At 68.4% G+C, this 17227-nt stretch carries 16 protein-coding genes and 3 tRNA genes; 9 read left to right on the forward strand and 10 right to left on the reverse strand.

Going from position 1 to position 17227, the window contains the following annotated elements:
• The 3 genes from ACSC1W_RS00180 to ACSC1W_RS00190 all read right to left on the reverse strand — a co-directional run bounded on the left by ACSC1W_RS00180 (position 1) and on the right by ACSC1W_RS00190 (position 2617).
• Positions 1-432: a histone gene (locus tag ACSC1W_RS00180; protein ID WP_435344329.1), complete on the reverse strand. Its 432-nt coding sequence runs from the start codon at positions 430-432 to the stop codon at positions 1-3.
• Positions 433-535: 103 nt separating this feature from the next.
• Positions 536-1984 carry a single-stranded DNA binding protein gene (locus tag ACSC1W_RS00185; RefSeq protein ID WP_435344331.1) on the reverse strand — a complete coding sequence of 483 codons (1449 nt, stop codon included), beginning with the start codon at positions 1982-1984 and terminating at the stop codon, positions 536-538.
• Between the two features lie 165 nt (positions 1985-2149).
• Positions 2150-2617, reverse strand: a complete 468-nt coding sequence (locus ACSC1W_RS00190) for a hypothetical protein (protein ID WP_435344332.1) — start codon at positions 2615-2617, stop codon at positions 2150-2152.
• A 188-nt stretch (positions 2618-2805) separates the two neighbouring features.
• On the opposite strand from ACSC1W_RS00190, the gene ACSC1W_RS00195 reads away from it, so the two are divergent.
• Together ACSC1W_RS00195 and ACSC1W_RS00200 are read left to right on the forward strand one after the other, a co-directional pair.
• Positions 2806-2878, forward strand: a tRNA-Arg gene (locus tag ACSC1W_RS00195).
• A 343-nt stretch (positions 2879-3221) separates the two neighbouring features.
• Entirely contained in the window at positions 3222-3857 is a 636-nt protein-coding gene (locus ACSC1W_RS00200) for a DUF309 domain-containing protein (RefSeq protein WP_435344334.1), read from the forward strand.
• On the opposite strand, the gene ACSC1W_RS00205 is transcribed toward ACSC1W_RS00200, so the two are convergent.
• Entirely contained in the window at positions 3836-4741 is a 906-nt protein-coding gene (locus ACSC1W_RS00205; RefSeq protein ID WP_435344335.1) for a diacylglycerol/lipid kinase family protein, read from the reverse strand. The two genes, ACSC1W_RS00200 and ACSC1W_RS00205, sit on opposite strands and share 22 nt — an antisense overlap.
• Before the next feature lie 72 nt (positions 4742-4813).
• Positions 4814-5566 (reverse strand): NAD-dependent glucose-6-phosphate dehydrogenase Azf, encoded by a 753-nt coding sequence (azf, locus tag ACSC1W_RS00210; protein ID WP_435344337.1) that lies wholly within the window; start codon positions 5564-5566, stop codon positions 4814-4816.
• 177 nt (positions 5567-5743) lie between these two features.
• On the opposite strand from azf, the gene ACSC1W_RS00215 reads away from it, so the two are divergent.
• From ACSC1W_RS00215 to ACSC1W_RS00230, 4 genes are all read left to right on the forward strand, one after another.
• Complete coding sequence (locus ACSC1W_RS00215) at positions 5744-6397, forward strand: HVO_0476 family zinc finger protein (RefSeq protein ID WP_435344339.1); 654 nt, start codon at positions 5744-5746, stop codon at positions 6395-6397.
• Position 6398: 1 nt separating this feature from the next.
• A complete protein-coding gene (locus ACSC1W_RS00220) occupies positions 6399-7031 on the forward strand; it encodes a protein-L-isoaspartate(D-aspartate) O-methyltransferase (RefSeq protein ID WP_435344341.1) in 633 nt (210 codons plus the stop codon).
• Positions 7032-7101: 70 nt separating this feature from the next.
• Complete coding sequence (locus tag ACSC1W_RS00225; RefSeq protein ID WP_435344343.1) at positions 7102-8073, forward strand: methyltransferase domain-containing protein; 972 nt, start codon at positions 7102-7104, stop codon at positions 8071-8073.
• Between the two features lie 23 nt (positions 8074-8096).
• Entirely contained in the window at positions 8097-8825 is a 729-nt protein-coding gene (locus ACSC1W_RS00230; protein ID WP_435344345.1) for a protein-L-isoaspartate O-methyltransferase family protein, read from the forward strand.
• A gap of 25 nt (positions 8826-8850) precedes the next feature.
• On the opposite strand, the gene ACSC1W_RS00235 is transcribed toward ACSC1W_RS00230, so the two are convergent.
• Positions 8851-9297: a DUF7382 domain-containing protein gene (locus ACSC1W_RS00235; protein ID WP_435344347.1), complete on the reverse strand. Its 447-nt coding sequence runs from the start codon at positions 9295-9297 to the stop codon at positions 8851-8853.
• A 74-nt stretch (positions 9298-9371) separates the two neighbouring features.
• Between ACSC1W_RS00235 and ACSC1W_RS00240 the strand changes: the two genes are divergently transcribed.
• Together ACSC1W_RS00240 and ACSC1W_RS00245 are read left to right on the forward strand one after the other, a co-directional pair.
• Positions 9372-10415, forward strand: a complete 1044-nt coding sequence (locus tag ACSC1W_RS00240) for an ATP-binding protein (RefSeq protein WP_435344349.1) — start codon at positions 9372-9374, stop codon at positions 10413-10415.
• Positions 10416-10700: 285 nt separating this feature from the next.
• Positions 10701-12548, forward strand: coding sequence for an ABC transporter substrate-binding protein (locus ACSC1W_RS00245; RefSeq protein WP_435344351.1), 1848 nt, complete (start codon positions 10701-10703; stop codon positions 12546-12548).
• A gap of 211 nt (positions 12549-12759) precedes the next feature.
• On the opposite strand, the gene ACSC1W_RS00250 is transcribed toward ACSC1W_RS00245, so the two are convergent.
• The 4 genes from ACSC1W_RS00250 to ACSC1W_RS00265 all read right to left on the reverse strand — a co-directional run bounded on the left by ACSC1W_RS00250 (position 12760) and on the right by ACSC1W_RS00265 (position 16720).
• Positions 12760-15762 carry a bacterio-opsin activator domain-containing protein gene (locus ACSC1W_RS00250; protein ID WP_435344353.1) on the reverse strand — a complete coding sequence of 1001 codons (3003 nt, stop codon included), beginning with the start codon at positions 15760-15762 and terminating at the stop codon, positions 12760-12762.
• A 188-nt stretch (positions 15763-15950) separates the two neighbouring features.
• Positions 15951-16023: transfer RNA gene (locus tag ACSC1W_RS00255), tRNA-Asp, on the reverse strand.
• An 81-nt stretch (positions 16024-16104) separates the two neighbouring features.
• Positions 16105-16530 (reverse strand): group I intron-associated PD-(D/E)XK endonuclease, encoded by a 426-nt coding sequence (locus tag ACSC1W_RS00260; protein WP_435344355.1) that lies wholly within the window; start codon positions 16528-16530, stop codon positions 16105-16107.
• Between the two features lie 117 nt (positions 16531-16647).
• Positions 16648-16720, reverse strand: a tRNA-Asp gene (locus tag ACSC1W_RS00265).
• Between the two features lie 279 nt (positions 16721-16999).
• Here ACSC1W_RS00265 and ACSC1W_RS00270 point away from each other — a divergent pair.
• Positions 17000-17227 (forward strand): DNA-directed RNA polymerase subunit H, encoded by a 228-nt coding sequence (locus tag ACSC1W_RS00270; protein ID WP_435344357.1) that lies wholly within the window; start codon positions 17000-17002, stop codon positions 17225-17227.

Genomic DNA, 17227 nt, shown 5'->3' on the forward strand with positions numbered 1-17227 from the left:
TCATTCGAACAGGGCGAAGTACGTCTCGATGTCTTCTGCCTTGATTGTGCGTCTGTCTGCGTGGCGCGCGAGTTTCGCCGCCGCTGCGGCGACGTTGTCGGCGTAGTCCTCCAGGATGTCCGCGAGCGCGACCCGGGCGTCCATCGAGACGCGGTAGGAGTCGTCGATGTAGAGGCGTGCGATGCGGTCGACCGGGGCGACCGGCAGTTCGAGTTCGTCCTTGTCGATGGTCGCCTCCACGCCGAAGTCGGACGCCATCAGCGTCTTTCGCCCGTCCGCCGTGGCCTCCTTCGCGGCGTCCTCGGCCAGCGTCGCGCCGTGGTGCTGGATTCGCCGCGCCAGTTCTTCGGCGGCGTCGGCACTGACCCGAAGGTCACCTGCGTTCCGTCGGATGATGGAGTCCACCGGGGCGAACGGTAGCTCAACGCTCATACCCTGAACCGAGTGAGTCTGGCCCTTTGTACTTTTCCGTCACGCCATCACTACCCGCGAACCGACCGGACGGGCGCGCAGCGTACGTCTGCAGACCGACCGCTCAGAACACGTCGTCGGCGTCGAGAGTGCCGTCGCGCACCGTTCCGCGGGCGGTGACCTCCTGCCCGAGGTGGACGTCGGCGTCCGTCTCGACGCTCATCGTCTCTTCGCCGTCGTCGAGGATGACGGGCGACCCGGCCTGGACGACCGTCCCGGTGAACTCGACGACCTCGCCCTGGCGGGACGCCGGCGAGGACCCGTCGTCGGACGCTCCCCCGTCGCCCGAATCGTCGCCGTCGCCGCCGTCGTCGTCCTCGTCGGCCGCCCCCGCGTCGCCCGAGAACGCATCCAGCCCGGTCGACTGTCCCTCGTCGGTCGCGTCGGCGCCGGTCGAACCGCCCGACGCGCCGTCGAGGACGGTGACGCTCGCGCGCCAGCCAGCCGACGCCTCCACGTCGTCCTGCCACCCGTCCTGTATCTCCACGTCCGCGAAGGCGACGCGGTCGCCGGGACCGATGTCGTAGTCCGCCTTGTCGCCCCAGAGCGCGACGCGAACGTCGCCGGTGTCGTCCTGTACGCGAACGTTCCGGACCTGCCCCTCGGACCCGTCGTCGCGGTCGAACGTGCGCTTCGGGTCGGCCGACCGAACGACGCCCGCGATGTCGACCGTGTCGCCGATCTCGAGTTCCCCGATGTGCGTACTCTCGGGTTCGTACTCGACCGTCTCGTCGAGTTCCTCGATGGCCCCGCGCTCGCCGACGTGGAGTTCGAGGCTCCCGTCGCGCTCGCGGACGTAGCCGTCGACGACCTCGACGGTCGTCCCCGCAGCGACCGTCTCGACGGTCTCTGCCTGGCCGTCCCACATCGTCACGCGGACCCGGCCGGTCGGGTCGCCCAGGGTGAGGTTGGCGACCTTGCCCTCCGACCCGTCGTCGCGGTCGAACGTGCGGACCGACTCCGTGTCGAGGACGCGACCCTTGCAGTTCACGTCCGAGAGCCCGAGCGAGAGGTCATCGATGCGGTAGGCGTCCCGTATCTGGACGTCCACCTCGGCGTCGTCGTCGACCTCGACCTCGTCGATGTTGACCTCGACGCCGCTGTAGCCCTCCTTCGGGCGGCCCTTCACGCGGAGGACCTGCCCGACCTCGAGTTCGTCCTCGACGGCGTCGGCCTTCTCGTCCCAGAACGCGAGCCGAATCGACCCGCTCTCGTCGGCGACGTCGACGTTGACGACGCGGCCGTCCTCGGCGTCCTCGCCGTCGCGTTCGAACTCCCGGACGTCGCCGATGGCCGTGACCTTTGCGAGGAACTTCACCTCCTGCATCCCCGGGTCCACGTCGGCGACGCCGTTGACCTCCTCGTCGGCGAGTTCGTGTGCGATCAGCATCGCGGCCGTCTCGTCGTCGGCCAGTCCCCCCATCTGTTCGACCTTGGCCTCGACGGCCTCCTCGAACTCCTCGAAGGATACCTCGGTGTCGAGGTCCTCGTAGACGTCCTCTATCGCGCCCATAATCGTACCGTTTGGCAGGTCTGGGCGTCGCTTAAGCGTTGTCCTTGCCGGAGGACGGCGGTCCCATCGTGCGGTTTCGCTCGTCGATGTCGGGCGGTCACGTCCCGGTCTGGGGCGCCCTCCTACAAGAACGGTCGCACCCGGAGAGCGACGCGTTCGGAGTCGTCATCGCGACCCGGTCGCGACGGTCGTCGTCTCTCCCATGCTCGCGTGCCTGACCTCGACGGAGTCGGGGAGGCCGCCGGCGAACTCGAACGACGCCGTGTAGTCGACCTGCCCGAGACACTGCACGCACCCGTCGGACCCGTCGTCCTCGGCGGTCACGACGACGACGAGCGTCCGCGACTCCGCGTCGAAGTCCGCACGCTCGATGGCCGCGACGTGACACGGGGTGGACGCCGAGATGGAACCCTGGAGGGTCACGGTCCCGTTCCCGTCGTCGAACGCGACGGTGGCGGCGTTCTCCGTGCCACACCCCGTCTCGACCGTCTCGACGCTCCGGGAGACGAGTTCCGGTCCGGTGCCGTCGGGGTCGCCGCCACTGCCGGCGTCGGCGTCGTCGGTCAGACAACCGGCGACCGCACCGGTGGCCAGCACTGCGCCCGTCCGCCGCAACAGGTCACGCCGCTCCATGTCCTGCCAGACGGACCCTTATTTCAAATCCCTTTCCAACGGTGAAAACGGGCTTTCAGCTACGTCGGTGCCCCTACCGATTCCACGACCCCGGCCGACGGGGACCGACTCCACGTGCGATGCACGCACGCGACGCGGGCCCGCCACATCGTAACCCTCTTATCCTTCTCCCTGGAACGTAGAGATGAGTCCGGGTAGGGTAGTGGACTATCCTCTTGGCTTGCGGAGCCAGGGACCGGAGTTCAAATCTCCGTCCGGACGCTCACTTCGTTCGACGCTACCCCGAGAGCGACGGCGACCGGTTCGGGTCGAGCGGAACTCGGCACGGAGATTTGAGCAGCGAGCGACGCGAACGAGGTGAGCGGAGCGAGTGAGTTCAAATCTCCGTCCGGACGCTCACTTCGTTCGCGCCCGACGGGCCCACGCTCGCTATCGCTCGCGTGGACTCCGTCCGGACGTTTCCTTTCAGCACCAACCCACGAGAGCGATAGCGACCGGTCTGGGCTGAACCGAACGCTACGCGGAGGTTTGAGCACCGAGCGACGCCGACGCGTCCCTGCCGAACCCCGCGACCTATGAGGGGCTAGACCGTACCCGGTCACGAATGCGCGAACATCTCCGGGCCGGCGTCGCCGTCTACAACGCCGGCGACTTCCACGACGCACACGACGCGTGGGAGGACCTGTGGCTCGACCTCGACCGGGACACCGACGACGAGCGACTGCTCCACGGCCTCATCCAGTTCACCGCCGCGGTCCACCACGCCTCGGGGCGCAACTGGACGGGTTGCGTGGGCCTGGCCGAGAGCGCGGGGGAGTACCTGGCCGACCTGCCCGACGAGTACCGGGGCGTCGACGTCGCCCGGGTCCGGCGCATCCTCGTGGACCTCGCGGCCGACCCGGAGGTCCTCTACCGGCGGGGGGTCCCCGTGCTGACCCACGAGGGCGACGTGGTCGCCCTCCCGGACCTCGACTTCCCGGCCGCGGCCGTCGCCGCGGGGGTGTACGCCGAACGGGGCCGCTACGACGAGGCGGTGATAGGGCGCGCCGTCGAGTTCGCCAGGACGGACCTCGACTCCGGGGCGCAGAACAGTCCGTTCGTCCACTTCGTGCTGGACTTCGCGGCCGACCCGGGGAACCGGGACGTCGTCTACCAGCGCCTCGGCGAGCACGTCGACCGGCGCGAGCACCGCGAACGCGACGTGGACGGACTGTTCGGTCAGGAGGGGTCGGACTCATAGCCGGGTCCGACGCGCAGGTCGATGGCACCGGGGGCGACGTGGAACGCGAGGCGTTCGTGTTCGCTCATCTCGCCGTCGCGGCTGAACGTTATCGCGTCCCCGTTCGTGTCGGAGACGGTCACCCGCGTCGCCTGGAAGTGCGCGACGTTCTCGCTCCCCGAACCGAGTAACCGGTGCTGGATGGCCTCGGTGACGAGGTTGCTCGCCGGCATCTGCTCGACGACGGCCACGTCGAACAACCCGTCCTCGAGGTCCGCCTGTCCGCCCTCCTCGACGAACTTCCGGGCGTTGCCCACGAGGACGCAGAGCGCCTCGCCCGCCCAGCGTTCGACCGACTCGTCGGTCGACGCCTCCACCTCGATGTCCAGCGGTTCGAACTCGACGGCCTCCTGGATGCCCGTGACGAGGAAGGCGAGCGTGCCGACCCGCGCCTTCAGGTCGCTGGACGCCGCGATGCTCGCCTCCGCCGGGAGGCCGGCGATGCAGGAGACGGCGAACGGCTGCCCGTCGGCCATCCCGAGGTCGACGGTTCGCGTCTCGCCCGTGTCGGCGACCTCGACGGCCTGCTCGACGTCCTGGACGCCGATCTGGGTCGCGAGGATGTTCGCCGTCCCGGTCGGGACGACGCTCAGCGTCACCGACCCGAAGTGGTCGGCCGCCGCCAGTCCACGCAGGACCTCGTTGATCGTCCCGTCCCCGCCGACGACCGCCAGCTCGGAGACGCCGTCGCGACCGGCTTCGAGACCGAGGCTGACCGCGTCCTCGGGACCACTGGTCTCGCGGACGTCGAAACCGCGTGCAGCCAGCAACCGACGGACGTAGTCGGCGTGGTCACCGCTACCGCTGACGGGGTTCAGGATGGCACGTCGCGAACCGACTTGCATACCAGCGAGAATGGCCGCCGGACACTTAACGTCGTTCAGGCGTCCCCGCCGGTGCCGGTGCGCCCCCGTCCGTCACTCCGCCCACTCGGCCGAGTTGTCCTGCGGGTCGTATCCGAGCACCTCGCGCGCGCGCTCTATAGAGTAGTACTTTCGGTCGTTGTCAGAGATGCCGTAGACTATCTCGTAGCCGTAGTCGGCCTGCAGGCACCGGTCGAACAGGTGGGCGCAGTCGCGGTAGGAGAGCCACATCGCCTGGCCGCGCTCGTAGTCCTCCGGGGGTTGCCCCCGGGTGAGGTTGCCGATGCGGACCGCGACGAACGACAGGTCGTGCTCGTCGTAGTAGTACCGGCCGAGGAGTTCGCCGCTCGCCTTCGAGACGCCGTAGAGGTTCCCCGGCCGCGGGAGTTCGCTCCCGTCCAGCCGGAACTCGTGGTCGGTCCGGTACATGTGTGGCGTCCGTTCCTCGGTCTCGTAGGCCCCCACCGCGTGGTTCGACGAGGCGAACGCCACCTTCCCGACGCCGGCCTCGACCGCAGCCGACAGCACGTTGTACGTCCCGTCGATGTTGTTCGAGAGCACGCTGTCCCACGGCGCGGTCTTACGGGGGTCGCCAGCGAGGTGGACCACCGCACCGCAGCCCTCGACCGCCTCGCGGATCGCCTCCTCGTCGGTCACGTCGGCGACGACGAACTCGCCGGGGTAGTCGTCGGGGTCCGTCGGCGGTTCGCGGTCGAGACACCGCCACTCGTAGTCGTCGCTCAAATCGCCGAGTATCGCGGTACCCACGTGCCCTGACGCGCCGGTGAGGAGGACGGGGTCGTCCATTCGGTCGAGTGAAGGGAGCCAGATAGTAAGTACGATGCGGTTCCGAATTCGTACGCGACCGGTCCGGGCGTCGACGTCGACGGGCGACCGTCCCGTCGCCCGTCGGGGCCACGGCAACCGAACGCACGCGGCGGACGGGTCCGACGGCTTTTACCGCGTCGCGGTGTAGGGAGGGGTATGAACGAAGTCGCCGACAGGGTCGCGCTCCCCTGTCCCTCGTGTTCGCCCGAGTTCGAACGGGCACACGAGGTCCTGAAGGAGCGTGGCCAGATGTACACCGTGCGCTGCACGGAGTGTGGCCACGTACACAAGGAACAGATAGAACCCGAGGAGACCGTAACGGTGGACGTCGTCGTCAGCCAGGACGGCGAGTCCTTCGCGGCGACGGTCGACGCACCGGCCGACGAGACGGTCGCGGTTGGCGAGGAGTTCATCCTCGACACCGAGGAGGCCATCATGACGGTGCGGATAACGAGCCTCGAACTCGACGGGGACCGTCGCGTCGACGAGGCCGCGGCCGGCGAGGTAGCGACGTTCTGGACCCGTGCCGTCGGGAACGTCGGGGTCAACGTGACCATCCACCCGCGAGACGGGCGCAACCACGAGACGCGCTCCGAGCGCGTCTTCGTCCCGGGCGACTACGAGTTCGTCGTGGGCGAGACGGAGACGTTCGACAACGACGAGTTCAGCGTCAGTGGCATCGCGGTCCGTGGGGACGCGTCGGGCTACGACCACGACAAACTGGACCACGACGGCGACACCGTCGTGGCGAAGGACGTCAAGCGCGTCTACGCCTGGGACGAGGAGACGACGGCCTGGTCCGCGTGGTAGCGTGGACGTCGAGGCAGCCCGCGAGTCGCTGGTCGACGCCCTCGCGCGCCGCCGGGACGTCACTGACGAGTCGACGCTAGCGGCGATGCGGTCGGTCCCGCGCCACGAGTTCGTCCCCGAGTCGCGACGGGCGAACGCGTACGCGGACCGGCCGCTCCCGATCGGTGACGACGCGACCATCAGCGCGCCGCACATGGTCGCCATCATGGTCGACGCGCTGGACCTGTCGCCGGGCGAGACGGTGCTGGAGGTCGGGACGGGCTGTGGGTACCACGCGGCGGTGACCGCCGAGGTGGTCGGCTCCGAGAACGTCTTCTCCGTGGAGTACAGCGAACGACTCGCCGGGGAGGCCCGCGAGCGACTGGCCCGACTGGGCTACGGCGACGTGTCCGTCCGCGTCGGCGACGGACGCGAGGGGTGGCCCGAGAACGCGCCGTACGACGCGGCGTACCTGACCTGTGCTGCACGCGAGTTCCCCGAGGCGGTGGTCGAGCAGGTCCACCCCGGCGGGCGTCTCCTCGGCCCCATCGGCACGACCCGACAGGAACTGGTGCACGCGACCCGGCGTCCCGACGGTTCGCTGGAGCGCGACGGCCGGGGTGGCGTGCGGTTCGTCAGGATGCAGGGCCGATAGCCACCGGACGACCCGGGCGTCGTCGCGGCCGGATGGGGTATTAATCCGCTGGCGGTCGAACGCTCCCGCCATGACAGAGGAGACGGAGACGCTGTTCCTGCTGTGGGCGGCCCGCGAGACGGGCGTCCTCGACGCGTTGCTCTCGGACGCCGACACGCCGGCCGAGGTGGCCGACCGGACCGACGTGACCGAGCGCGCGGCCCGACTGACGGTCGAGGCGCTCGCCGACGAGGGGTTCTTCACGCCGGTCGACGGGACCTACGAGCCGACGAACCGGGCACTGGGCTTCCTGGCGGCGAGTGACCTCCGGTCGGTCGGGTCGATACCGGCCGACCTCGACGACCTGGATGCGCTGCAGGCGCTTCCGGCGACGATGACCGGTGCCGACCCGCCCGCTGGCGGGGCGGCGTCCGACGCGGAGCTGGCGGCGGAGACTGCTCCCGACGAATGGGTTCGCAACCGACTCGGGCGGGTCGAGGCGACCGACGAGGCGACGGTGCGAGCCAGCGTGACGGTCGCCCAGCACGCGGCCCCCGACGCGGACCGGGTCGTCGACCTCGGCGGAGCGCCGGGCCCCTACGCCCGTGAGTTCGCCAGGCGGGGCTACGACGTGACGCTGCTGGACGGGCGACCCCGGCTCGACGCGTCGACGTCGTTGCTCGAACGCGAGTCCGTCACGACCGTCGCGTGGGACCCGTCGACGGTCGACGAAGCCGACTCGCTCCCGGTCGACGGCGTCGACTGCGCGTTCGTACCGATGCGGACCAGCGAGTTCTCGCGGGCGACGAACCGGCGACTGGTCGCGGCGGCGGCCGACGCGCTCGTCCCCGGGGGCTGGCTGGTCGTCGTCGACCACCTTCGCGGACGCTCGCCCGCCGCGACGCCGACGACGGTCGCCAGACTCGCGCTCGGCGCGGGCGAGGCATACCACCCGTCAACCTACCGCGAGTGGTTCGAGGCGGCAGGGTTGCAGGCCGTACAGGTGCGGGACGTGCCGGGGACGAACCGGCAGACGGTGCTGGGGAAGGCGCGAGATTCATAACCGTGCATGCCCGACCCCCGGGCATGGACCGGGCGGTCATCCGAGACGACATGGTCGACAGCCTCGAACACGACTCGAAGGGGGTCGTACGCACCGAGGCTGTCGGACTCGCCCTCCGGGACGTCCCGAGACACGAGTTCGTTCCGGACGAGCGACGCGCGTACAGCGACCAGTCCCACGAACACGCCGGAACGCGCGTCCTCGCCCCGCGGTCGGTCGCAAGGCTGTTCGAGGCCCTGCAGGTCCGCCCGGACGACGCCGTCCTCGTCGTCGGTGCCGGCGTCGGCTACACGAGTGCGGTCGCGGCCGAACTCACGGGCGCACGGAACGTCCACGCGGTCGACATCACCCGGCACGTGGTCTACGACGCGCGCCAGAACCTCGCCGACGCCGGCTACGGTGACGTGCTGGTCGACTGCCGGGACGGCTCGAAGGGACTGGCCGAGTACGCCCCCTTCGACCGGGTACTCGTCGAGGCCGCCGCCGTCGAACCGCCGCGGGCGCTGGTCTCGCAACTGGCCGACGACGGACGACTCGTCATGCCACGAGGGGTCGGCGACCAGACGCTCGTCGTGGTCGACGGCGACGGCCGGGTCGTCGAGGAGCACGGCCCCGTCGCGTACGCACCGCTTCTCGTCGAGGGCGAGCAGGCCGGCGCACTCGAACGCAACCGGACCGACCGCGAGGACCGTGAACGCGCCGAGCAGTCCGCCGGCCGCGGCTGGGAACACGACTGGATCGACTGGGACTGACTGGCCCCGTCCGCCCCGGGCCGGCCTACTCCTCGACGACCAGGATGACGGTGTTCGCTCTCTGGTCGGCGTACTCGCTTCCTGCGGGCGGCTTGATGTCTATCTCCAGCGTCCCCTCGACCTGGTTCGGACCGAGCGACGGCGAGATGGACACCGACGCGGTCCCGTTCTCGCCGGTCGAAACCGTCTCGATACCGTCGAGTCGGGCGGTCGCGCCCTTCACGACGACCGTCGCACCCTCGACGCCGTTGCCGTCCGTGTCGACGACGCGGACGGTGACGGTCTGGTCGCCGGGCGTGACGACGTCAGGCGTCGGCTGGGCGTCGACCTCGGTGACCGCGAGGCCGCCGATGCCCGATATCATGTTCATCATGACCGAGAGGCTCGCGACGCCGACGACGAGGGCGATGACGAGTCGGATGGGCAGTCCTTCGATGGCGCGTTCGTCGCGCCGGAGGTGGGTGCAGTTCACGCCGCCCCTGGCCGCCTCATCGTACTTGAATCCCGGTCCCGCCCTTCAAGTACCATCGAGGGGCCAGACGGGGCATGGTCGTCATCGGACGCGACGGCGGCGAGGGCGAGACGGTCGAGTTCGGGCGCTACCGCGCCCCGGACGGGAGCGCCGGTGCGCACGTCGAACTCGACTGCGAGCACCCCCACGCCGCGCTGGTCGTGGGGAAACGGGGGTACGGCAAGTCCTACACGCTGGGGGTGCTGGCGGAGGGACTCGCTGCCGCGCGTGGTGTCGCACCGGTCGTGGTCGACCCCATGGGCGTGTTCGAGACGCTCGCGGCCGACGGCGGTCGGGCGTCCGTCGTCCCAGAACCGCGGGTCGACCCCGGCGCACTCCCCCCGACGGCCTGGTGCGACCTGGTCGGACTCGACCCGGAATCGGCCGCCGGGGCGGCGCTCTGGCGCGCGGCGGCGACGGCGTCGACGCTCTCCGGCGTCGACGACGCGCTCGTCGACCTCGACTGCACACGGGGTGCGCGTCGGGCGGCCCGGAACCACGTCGCCCTCGCCCGGTCCTGGGACGTGTTCGACCCGGATGGACTCGACGCGGCCGAACTCGCGTCGGACCGGGCGACGGTGCTTGACGTGTCCGGACGGCCGAGGGCGGCAGCGAACGCCGTCGTCCGCGCCGTCGCGTCGACGTGCTATCGGGGACGCTCGTCGGGCACGGTCGACAGGTTGCCGTGGCTGTTGCTCGACGAGGCACACGCATTCTTCGGCGGCGTGGCGGAACCGGCACTGCGGACGGTGCTCACCCGTGGACGACAGCCGGGCGTGAGCCTCGTAGCGGCGACCCAGCGACCGGGTGCGTTGCCGGACGTCGCGGCGTCGCAGGCCGACGTCCTGGTCGTCCATCGGCTCACCGACCGCAGCGACCGGGCAGCCCTGGAGCGGGCACGGCCGTCCTACGCCGGCACGGAACTGGCGGAGTCGATGCCGACGCGACCCGGCGACGTGACCGTGGTCGACGACGCCACCGAGCGCGTGCACGCGGTTCGCGTCCGTGAACGCGAGACGCCACACGGCGGGGGGAGTCCCCGTGCGAGCGAGGCGACAGGCCCGGAGTGCATCAAGTGAGGGTTTGACCCTTCACCGGAGTTAATATCGTCCCAGCCGAAGTCGGAAGCGTCGACAGGACTGCCGCCCGCTGTCATCCCCCGCGGAGCGCCACTCACGATTGCGACCGGAGTCCACCTCCTGTCGACAGCTATCACCGTCAGATTCTATAGCCGAAACTGAAACGTCTGTTTGATTCATCCCGGAAGGCGTATCCGGTAACTTCGTTATAAGGGTTTTCGTTGGGCTAGTGTCCACTTGTGTCTCCGGTCGATATTTCTTCGACGACCGGCAACGTGTGAGCGCATGTCAGACGACCAGACCCTCCAGCGCCGGACGTTCCTGAAAGCGACCGGCGGCGCGGCGACCACAGTCGCACTCGCGGGTTGCACGGGCGAGGACGACCCGTCCGACCCGACCGACACGAACACCGACGGGACCGACGGTCCCGACACGGACACCGAAACCGACGCCCCACCCGAACCGTCCGACAAGACGCTCCAGCTGACCAACGCCACGATGAGCACGCTGGACCCGATCGCGGCGACCGACACTGCGTCGGGTCGGGTCATCCAGCAGATATTCGACCCGCTGACGAACTACCCCGACGGAGAGATCGAGGTCGAACCGCTGCTGGCGTCGGACTACGAGGTGTCCGAGGACTACACCACGTACACGTTCGACCTCGAGTCGGACGCGCAGTTCCACAACGGCGACCCCGTCACCGCGTCCGACTTCGTCTACTCGTTCGAGCGCCTCGCGTCGTCCCCGAACTCCAGTCGGGCGTACTTCCTGCTCTCGTCGATGAACATCCAGCACGAGACGGACGGCGACGGCAACTACGTCTCCGGTTCGCTGGCCGTCACCGCCATCGACGAGACGACGCTCGAGATACAACTCGCCGGTCCCTTCCACTCGACGCTCGAACTGCTCGCCTACAGCGCCTGCGGCGCGGTCCCCGAGGGACTGCTGGGCGACGTCGAGGGCTACGACGGCGAGATGGCCTACGAGGACTTCGCCCGGTCGAACCCCATCGGTGCGGGTCCGTTCACGTTCGAGAACTGGGAGTCCAACACCATGGCCGAGGTCAGTCGCTTCGAGAACTACCACGGCGAGGGACCCTACGTCGCCGGCGTCCACTGGCAGGTCATCACCGACCCGGACGCCCTGTACAACTACGGCCAGAACGAGAACGCAGACCTCCTCTCGATTCCCACGTCGAAGTACGACCCCAGCCTCGTCTCGACCGACAACACGGACGACCGTGGGCGCAAGACGGGGACCTACGGACCGATGCGGAACGGCAAGACCGTCGATTACACCGCGGTCCCGACCATCAACACGTACTACATCGGCCTGAACGCGAAGAACGTCGAGCGCCCCGCCCGGAAGGCCATCGCGTACGCGATGAACCAGAAGGAAGGCATCGAAGAGGTCTTCAAGGGTCGGGGGAAGGCCGCGTACCACTTCACGCCGCCGCGAATCTACCCCGGCGGGGTCAGTGCCTACGACCAGCACGCCGAACAGAACTACCCGTACGGCTACGACACGACCGACCTGGAGTCCGCCCGGCAGGTCATGGAGGACGCCGGCTACGGACCGAACAACCAGTACGAGGTCACGTTCACCACGTATCCCTCCGACACGTGGCAGGGGCTGGGGACCATCCTCCGAGACAAACTCGCGAACGCCCACGTCAACATGAACCTCGAAGAGGCGCCATTCGCGACCCTGCTCAGCCGCGGTCAGCAGGGGAACCTCGGGGTGTACTCGCTCGGCTGGGTCATGGACTGGCCCGCACCGGACAACTTCTGGGGGCAACTCGTCCCGTCGCTGACCAACACCGACCAGGAAGGCGGCGCGAAGGGTGCGTACGTCGACTGGGACGACGCGAACTCGAACGCCTCCGACCGTGCGATGAGCGCCTGGGAGACGATCCAGAACAACCAGGCCCCGACCGAGTCGGCACGCAACGCGCGCGCGAACGCGTACGTCGAGATGGAGGAGGCCAACTGGGAGGACGTGGTGCTCCTGCCGACCTACCACGCGACGAGCGAGCGCTTCGCGTACGACTGGGTCGACGTCGACGCCTACGGCGCCGGCGGCACCTCCCGCCAGAAGTACAACACGACCACCATCGGGCAACGCAACTGACGCCAGCGCGCGACCCGACTGCACCACTGTTTCTTTCGAGGTGTCGGACGACCTGGACCAGCGACGCCACTCGCGAGCGACGTCGTCAGGAAGGGGTTGGGGTATCGGGTGGCGACAGCGGGTAGCTGCTCGTTCGCCGACTGTAGGTAGGGATGCGACGGGATTAACAGTTTACTCTAACTGATTAGTGGAACGACGAACCCCACTCTAATCAATTAGATTCGGAGTCGAAGATGCCGGTCACGACCTTTCGCTCGGCCGCACGCAGGTGGTAGTGGTACGTCGGGGGCGTCACCCCGAGGGCCTCGGCGAGCACCTCGCCCGTCACCTCTCGCGGCCAGTCGTAGAACCCGGCGAAGTAGGCGGCCTGGAGCGCCTCGAACTGTCGGTCGGTCAACTCGCCCTCGACCCACGACTGGAGGTCGCGGTGGCGTCGTGCCCCACGACTCGTCTCGCGTCTGGCGGCGAGTTCCGTCTCCGGGTAGGCCTCGCGGAGGTCGTCCCACAGTCCACGCGTGTCGCCACCCTGTGGCAGTTCGACGACCATGGACACCTCGCCCTCGGTCGCCGACAACTCCTGTAACGTCCCGTCGTACTCCCTGAGGAGTTCGAACAGCCGCGGTTCGGCCAGACGGACCTCGAACAGCGACTGCTCGTCCTCTGCGTTGATGGCCGCCACCGTCGAGACCGAGGACCACGTCGAGAGCGTCGACTCGACCACCTCGTCGTCGACGTCCTGCATCCGGACGAAACAGAGGTGGGTCCCGTCGGGACGGGCGATGGCGCCGTCGAGGTGGAGGCTCCCACCGACCGCCCCCGAGAGTCGGGAGAACGAGAAGCGCTCGTCGTGCAGGTGGAACTCCAGTTCGACGTTGCTGTCGGTGAGCAACGCGCGCGTCCGCTCGACGGCGTGTACGGCGTAGCCGATGGTCTCGCCGAGTTCCGCGAGCACCGACAGCTCCTGGTCGGTGACGACGTCCGGCGTCGCGACGTGCAACACGAGTACGCTGTAGACCCGTTCGTTGTCGACCAGCGGGACGGCGACCAGCGTCTGGAACCCGTAGGTGAGCGCCTCCGTCCGGCGGCGCTCCCACTCGTCGTCGTTGAGTACGTCCTCGACGACGCGGACCTCGCGGTCCTCGACCGCCCGACGCACCAGTGTTCCCTCCGGCGTCGGCGTCTCCCGATTGTCCGCGACGCGGTCCATGTAGTTCGCGTCCGCGTCAGCCCAGACCAGCGGCGAGACCGACCCGTCCGTCTCCTCCACCGCGCCGATCCACGTCGCGACGTACGGGTCGGCCTCGGCGAGTCGGTCACAGACCGCCTGCTCTATCTCGCGTCGCGTCGACGCCTGCGCGACCGCCCGGTTCACGTCGCGGACGAGCTTGTTCGTGTGGTTCAGCTTCCGGAGTTCCTCGTTCTGCTGGCCCAGTCGCCGGTCGTGCTCGCGCAGCAGGTACTCGCGCTCCGCCCTGTCCAGGGCCGCCTCGGTGTTCGCCGCGAGGATGTGGACCAGTTCGACGGTCGACTCGTCGAACCCGTCCGTAACGTCCGAGACGGCGACCAGTGCGCCGTGGGTCCCCAGCGGGATGACGAGTTCGCTGCACACAGCGGGGTCGAGTCGGTCCGCGTCGTCGGTCAGGTCCGGGTGGTAGCTCGACTCACCCTCGCTGAACGACTGCCAGACGTAGTTCGTCCCCCGTTCGACCACCGGTGGCGATTCGAGCAGGTCGGCCGTACTCCGGGTCGTCGCCACGGGCCTGAGGGTCCCCGACTCGCTGTCGAAGGTGTAGACGACCAGTGCGCTCACCCCGAGCAGGTCGGCCGCCGTCTCCGCCGCGGTCTCCGAGATGTCCGTGCGCGTCTCCGCGCGCATGAACTTCCGCGAGGTCTCGTGGAGCGTGTCGAGGGTCTGCTCGTAGCGCGTTCGCTCGGTGATGTCCGTGGCGATGGTCAACACGGCGTCCTCGCCCTCGTACTCGATGGCTCGCGAGGTCACCTCGACGTGTCTGACCGTTCCGTCCCGGCGCACGATGCGTCGCTCCTGCCGCGTCGGTTCGGCCTCGCCCGCCTGCGTATGCGCCATCGTCGTCGACACGCGCTCCTCCTCCGACGGGTGCATCAGCGACGACAGCGCCGACCCGAGGAGGTCCGCCTCGTCGGCCGCACCGACCAGAGAGACGAACGCCGGGTTCGCGTACACCAGTTCGCCGTTCCGGTGGACGACGATCGGGTTCGGGGACACCTCGACCAGCGTCCGGTAGCGCTCCGAACTCTCGCGTCGCTCGTCCTCGATGACGGTCCGTTCGACGGCACTCGCGAGCACCGTCGCCACGTTCTGGAGGAAGGTGACGTCGTCCTGCGTGAACCGGCGGTGAGTCGTCGCGTGCACCTCCAGTACGCCCCAGTCGCTCCCGCGAAGTCCGACCGTCACGCACGCGCCGCTCTGGAGGTCCCCTCCCGACGTCGGGTCCACCTCGAACCGTTCCTCGGCACTCGCGTCGTCGACGACGACGACCGGCGCGTCCTCCTCGACCGCGTAGCGTGCCTGCCCCGACGGCGGCGCGTCGGACGGCCACCCCACCCCGGCCTCGGTCCGCAACTCGCCCGTCGCCTCGTCCAGCGACAGAATCCGTGCGTGCGTGACGTCCAGGGCCCGGGCGACCCGTCGCACCGTCGTCCCGAACAGCACGTCGAGTTGTGGTTCGTTCAGCGCCTGCTGCCCGATGGTCGCGACGGCCTCTTGCTGGCGAACCCGCTCTCGCAACGCGCTCTCGGTGCGGTACTGCGACACCGCGTTGGCTATCTGGTTCGCGAGCAACGCGTACCGTTCGCCCCCCGGTCGCTTCTGGAGATACTGCGTCACGCCCGCCGCGATGGCGTCGCTCGCGATCTCCTCCGACCCCTTCCCGGTGAACAGGACGAACGGGAGGCGCTCGTCCCGTTCCCGGACCGCCTCCAGCAACGCCAGGCCGTCCATCGTCGGCATGTCGTAGTCGCTCACGATGCAGTCGACGGGCTGGTCCCCGTCGTCGAGCACCGACAGCGCTTCGGCACCGTCTGCCGCGGTCGTCACACGCATCGCACTGCTCTCCCGTTCCAGCATCGCCCTGGACATGTCCGCGAAATCCGGGTCGTTGTCCACGAAGAGCACCGATACCGGCCCCGTGGACTGGGTCCCGTGGCCGACGTCGTCGCGACCGTCCTGAGACATATCGCGTCCTACGCAACGCTGGTACTAAACGATTAGAGGCCATCCAGTGATGATTACTGTCGGCTACGGGGCGGCGGCGCGACGGGCGACGCTGCTCGACAGAGGTGCGTCTCACCCTTTCGTTGGCGATTCGCTGGCGATGGCTCACTCGTCGCGTTGCTCCTCATTCACGGTGCGCCAGCAGAATACGCCCGAGGCGGGATTTGAACCCGCGTCACGACCGTGACAGGGTCGTATGATGGGCCACTACACCACCCGGGCTTCGAACGCACTCGGCAGTTCTGGGTGAACTTATTAATGGGTGTCGATGTCGCCGGAGGGTGTGACGCCGTGACAATCTGGTCATGGGAGGGTGAATCGGTCCACCAGTTCGTAGTCGTTGGCCCAGTTGATCTTCGAGGTTGGCGCCTTCGGATGCGGTTCGTCGACGCGCAGTCGCATCTCGCCGCAGCCAGTTTCCGCTATGGGGACCCAGTAGCTCTCGTCCTGCTCCGGTGCGTGCACGGCGTAGGCGTCGACCTCCTCGGGCGTGTAGTCAGCGTCGACGCGGCCATCGGTACCGACGGTCGAACTGTAGAGGTTGAACCGGACCGTCCCGTTCACCCAGCTACCGGTCTTGCACTGCACCCGGTGTAACTCGGTACCGTCGTCCACGATCAGGTCGTACCGGTCGCTATCGCCGAACGGGACGGAGACGGAACAGCCGACCTCCATCAACAACCCGAGGAGTGTCGCCTCGGTTTCGTCGCCTCGACGCGAGGGGTTCATGCTCCGTACTGGGTCGCTTTCGCGTATAGATACTCGCAGGAACGGGCGTCTCGCATGGCACAATCGTCTGCGGGTAGCACGCAGTCGCTCCGCTCGTCACGAGGTTCCTCGCAGAAGCGCCCGAGGCGGGATTTGAACCCGCGTCACGACCGTGACAGGGTCGTATGATGGGCCACTACACCACCCGGGCTTCACCTACCCGTACCCGGGTTGTACGTTTAAGCCTTTCCAATCGTGGGACGTGTGTGGGTGCTCACCTCGGCACAAACGCTTTAGGCAAGTAGCGCAATCGTCAGGACGAACTGAATCTGGCCGCGTCGATTCGGGTGCGAGTTCGCCACCGCCGCCGCCGCGGCGGAATCGAGTAGCGGATAGCTTCGAAGCTACTTGGCAAACGTTAAATGGTTGCCGCCTATAGTGGCCTGTAGTATCTCGTGACCGCAGCTTCTCTCTCCGGCCAGACACAACCATGGTAGACGTAAGCCAACACGAACTCGTACCGGAACACGTCGTCCTCGACGAGGACGAACTGAGCGACGTGCTCTCCGAGTACGACATCGACAGGACGGACCTTCCCAAGATCAAGCGTACCGACCCCGCGCTCCCGGACGAGGCGGAGATGGGGGACGTGGTGAAGATAATCCGAGAATCGCGCACAACAGACACAGCCGTAGTGTACCGACTGGTGGTGGACTGA

The organism is Haloarchaeobius marinus (genome assembly GCF_051207415.1).
In the GTDB taxonomy this organism is placed as follows: Archaea; Halobacteriota; Halobacteria; order Halobacteriales; family Natrialbaceae; genus Haloarchaeobius.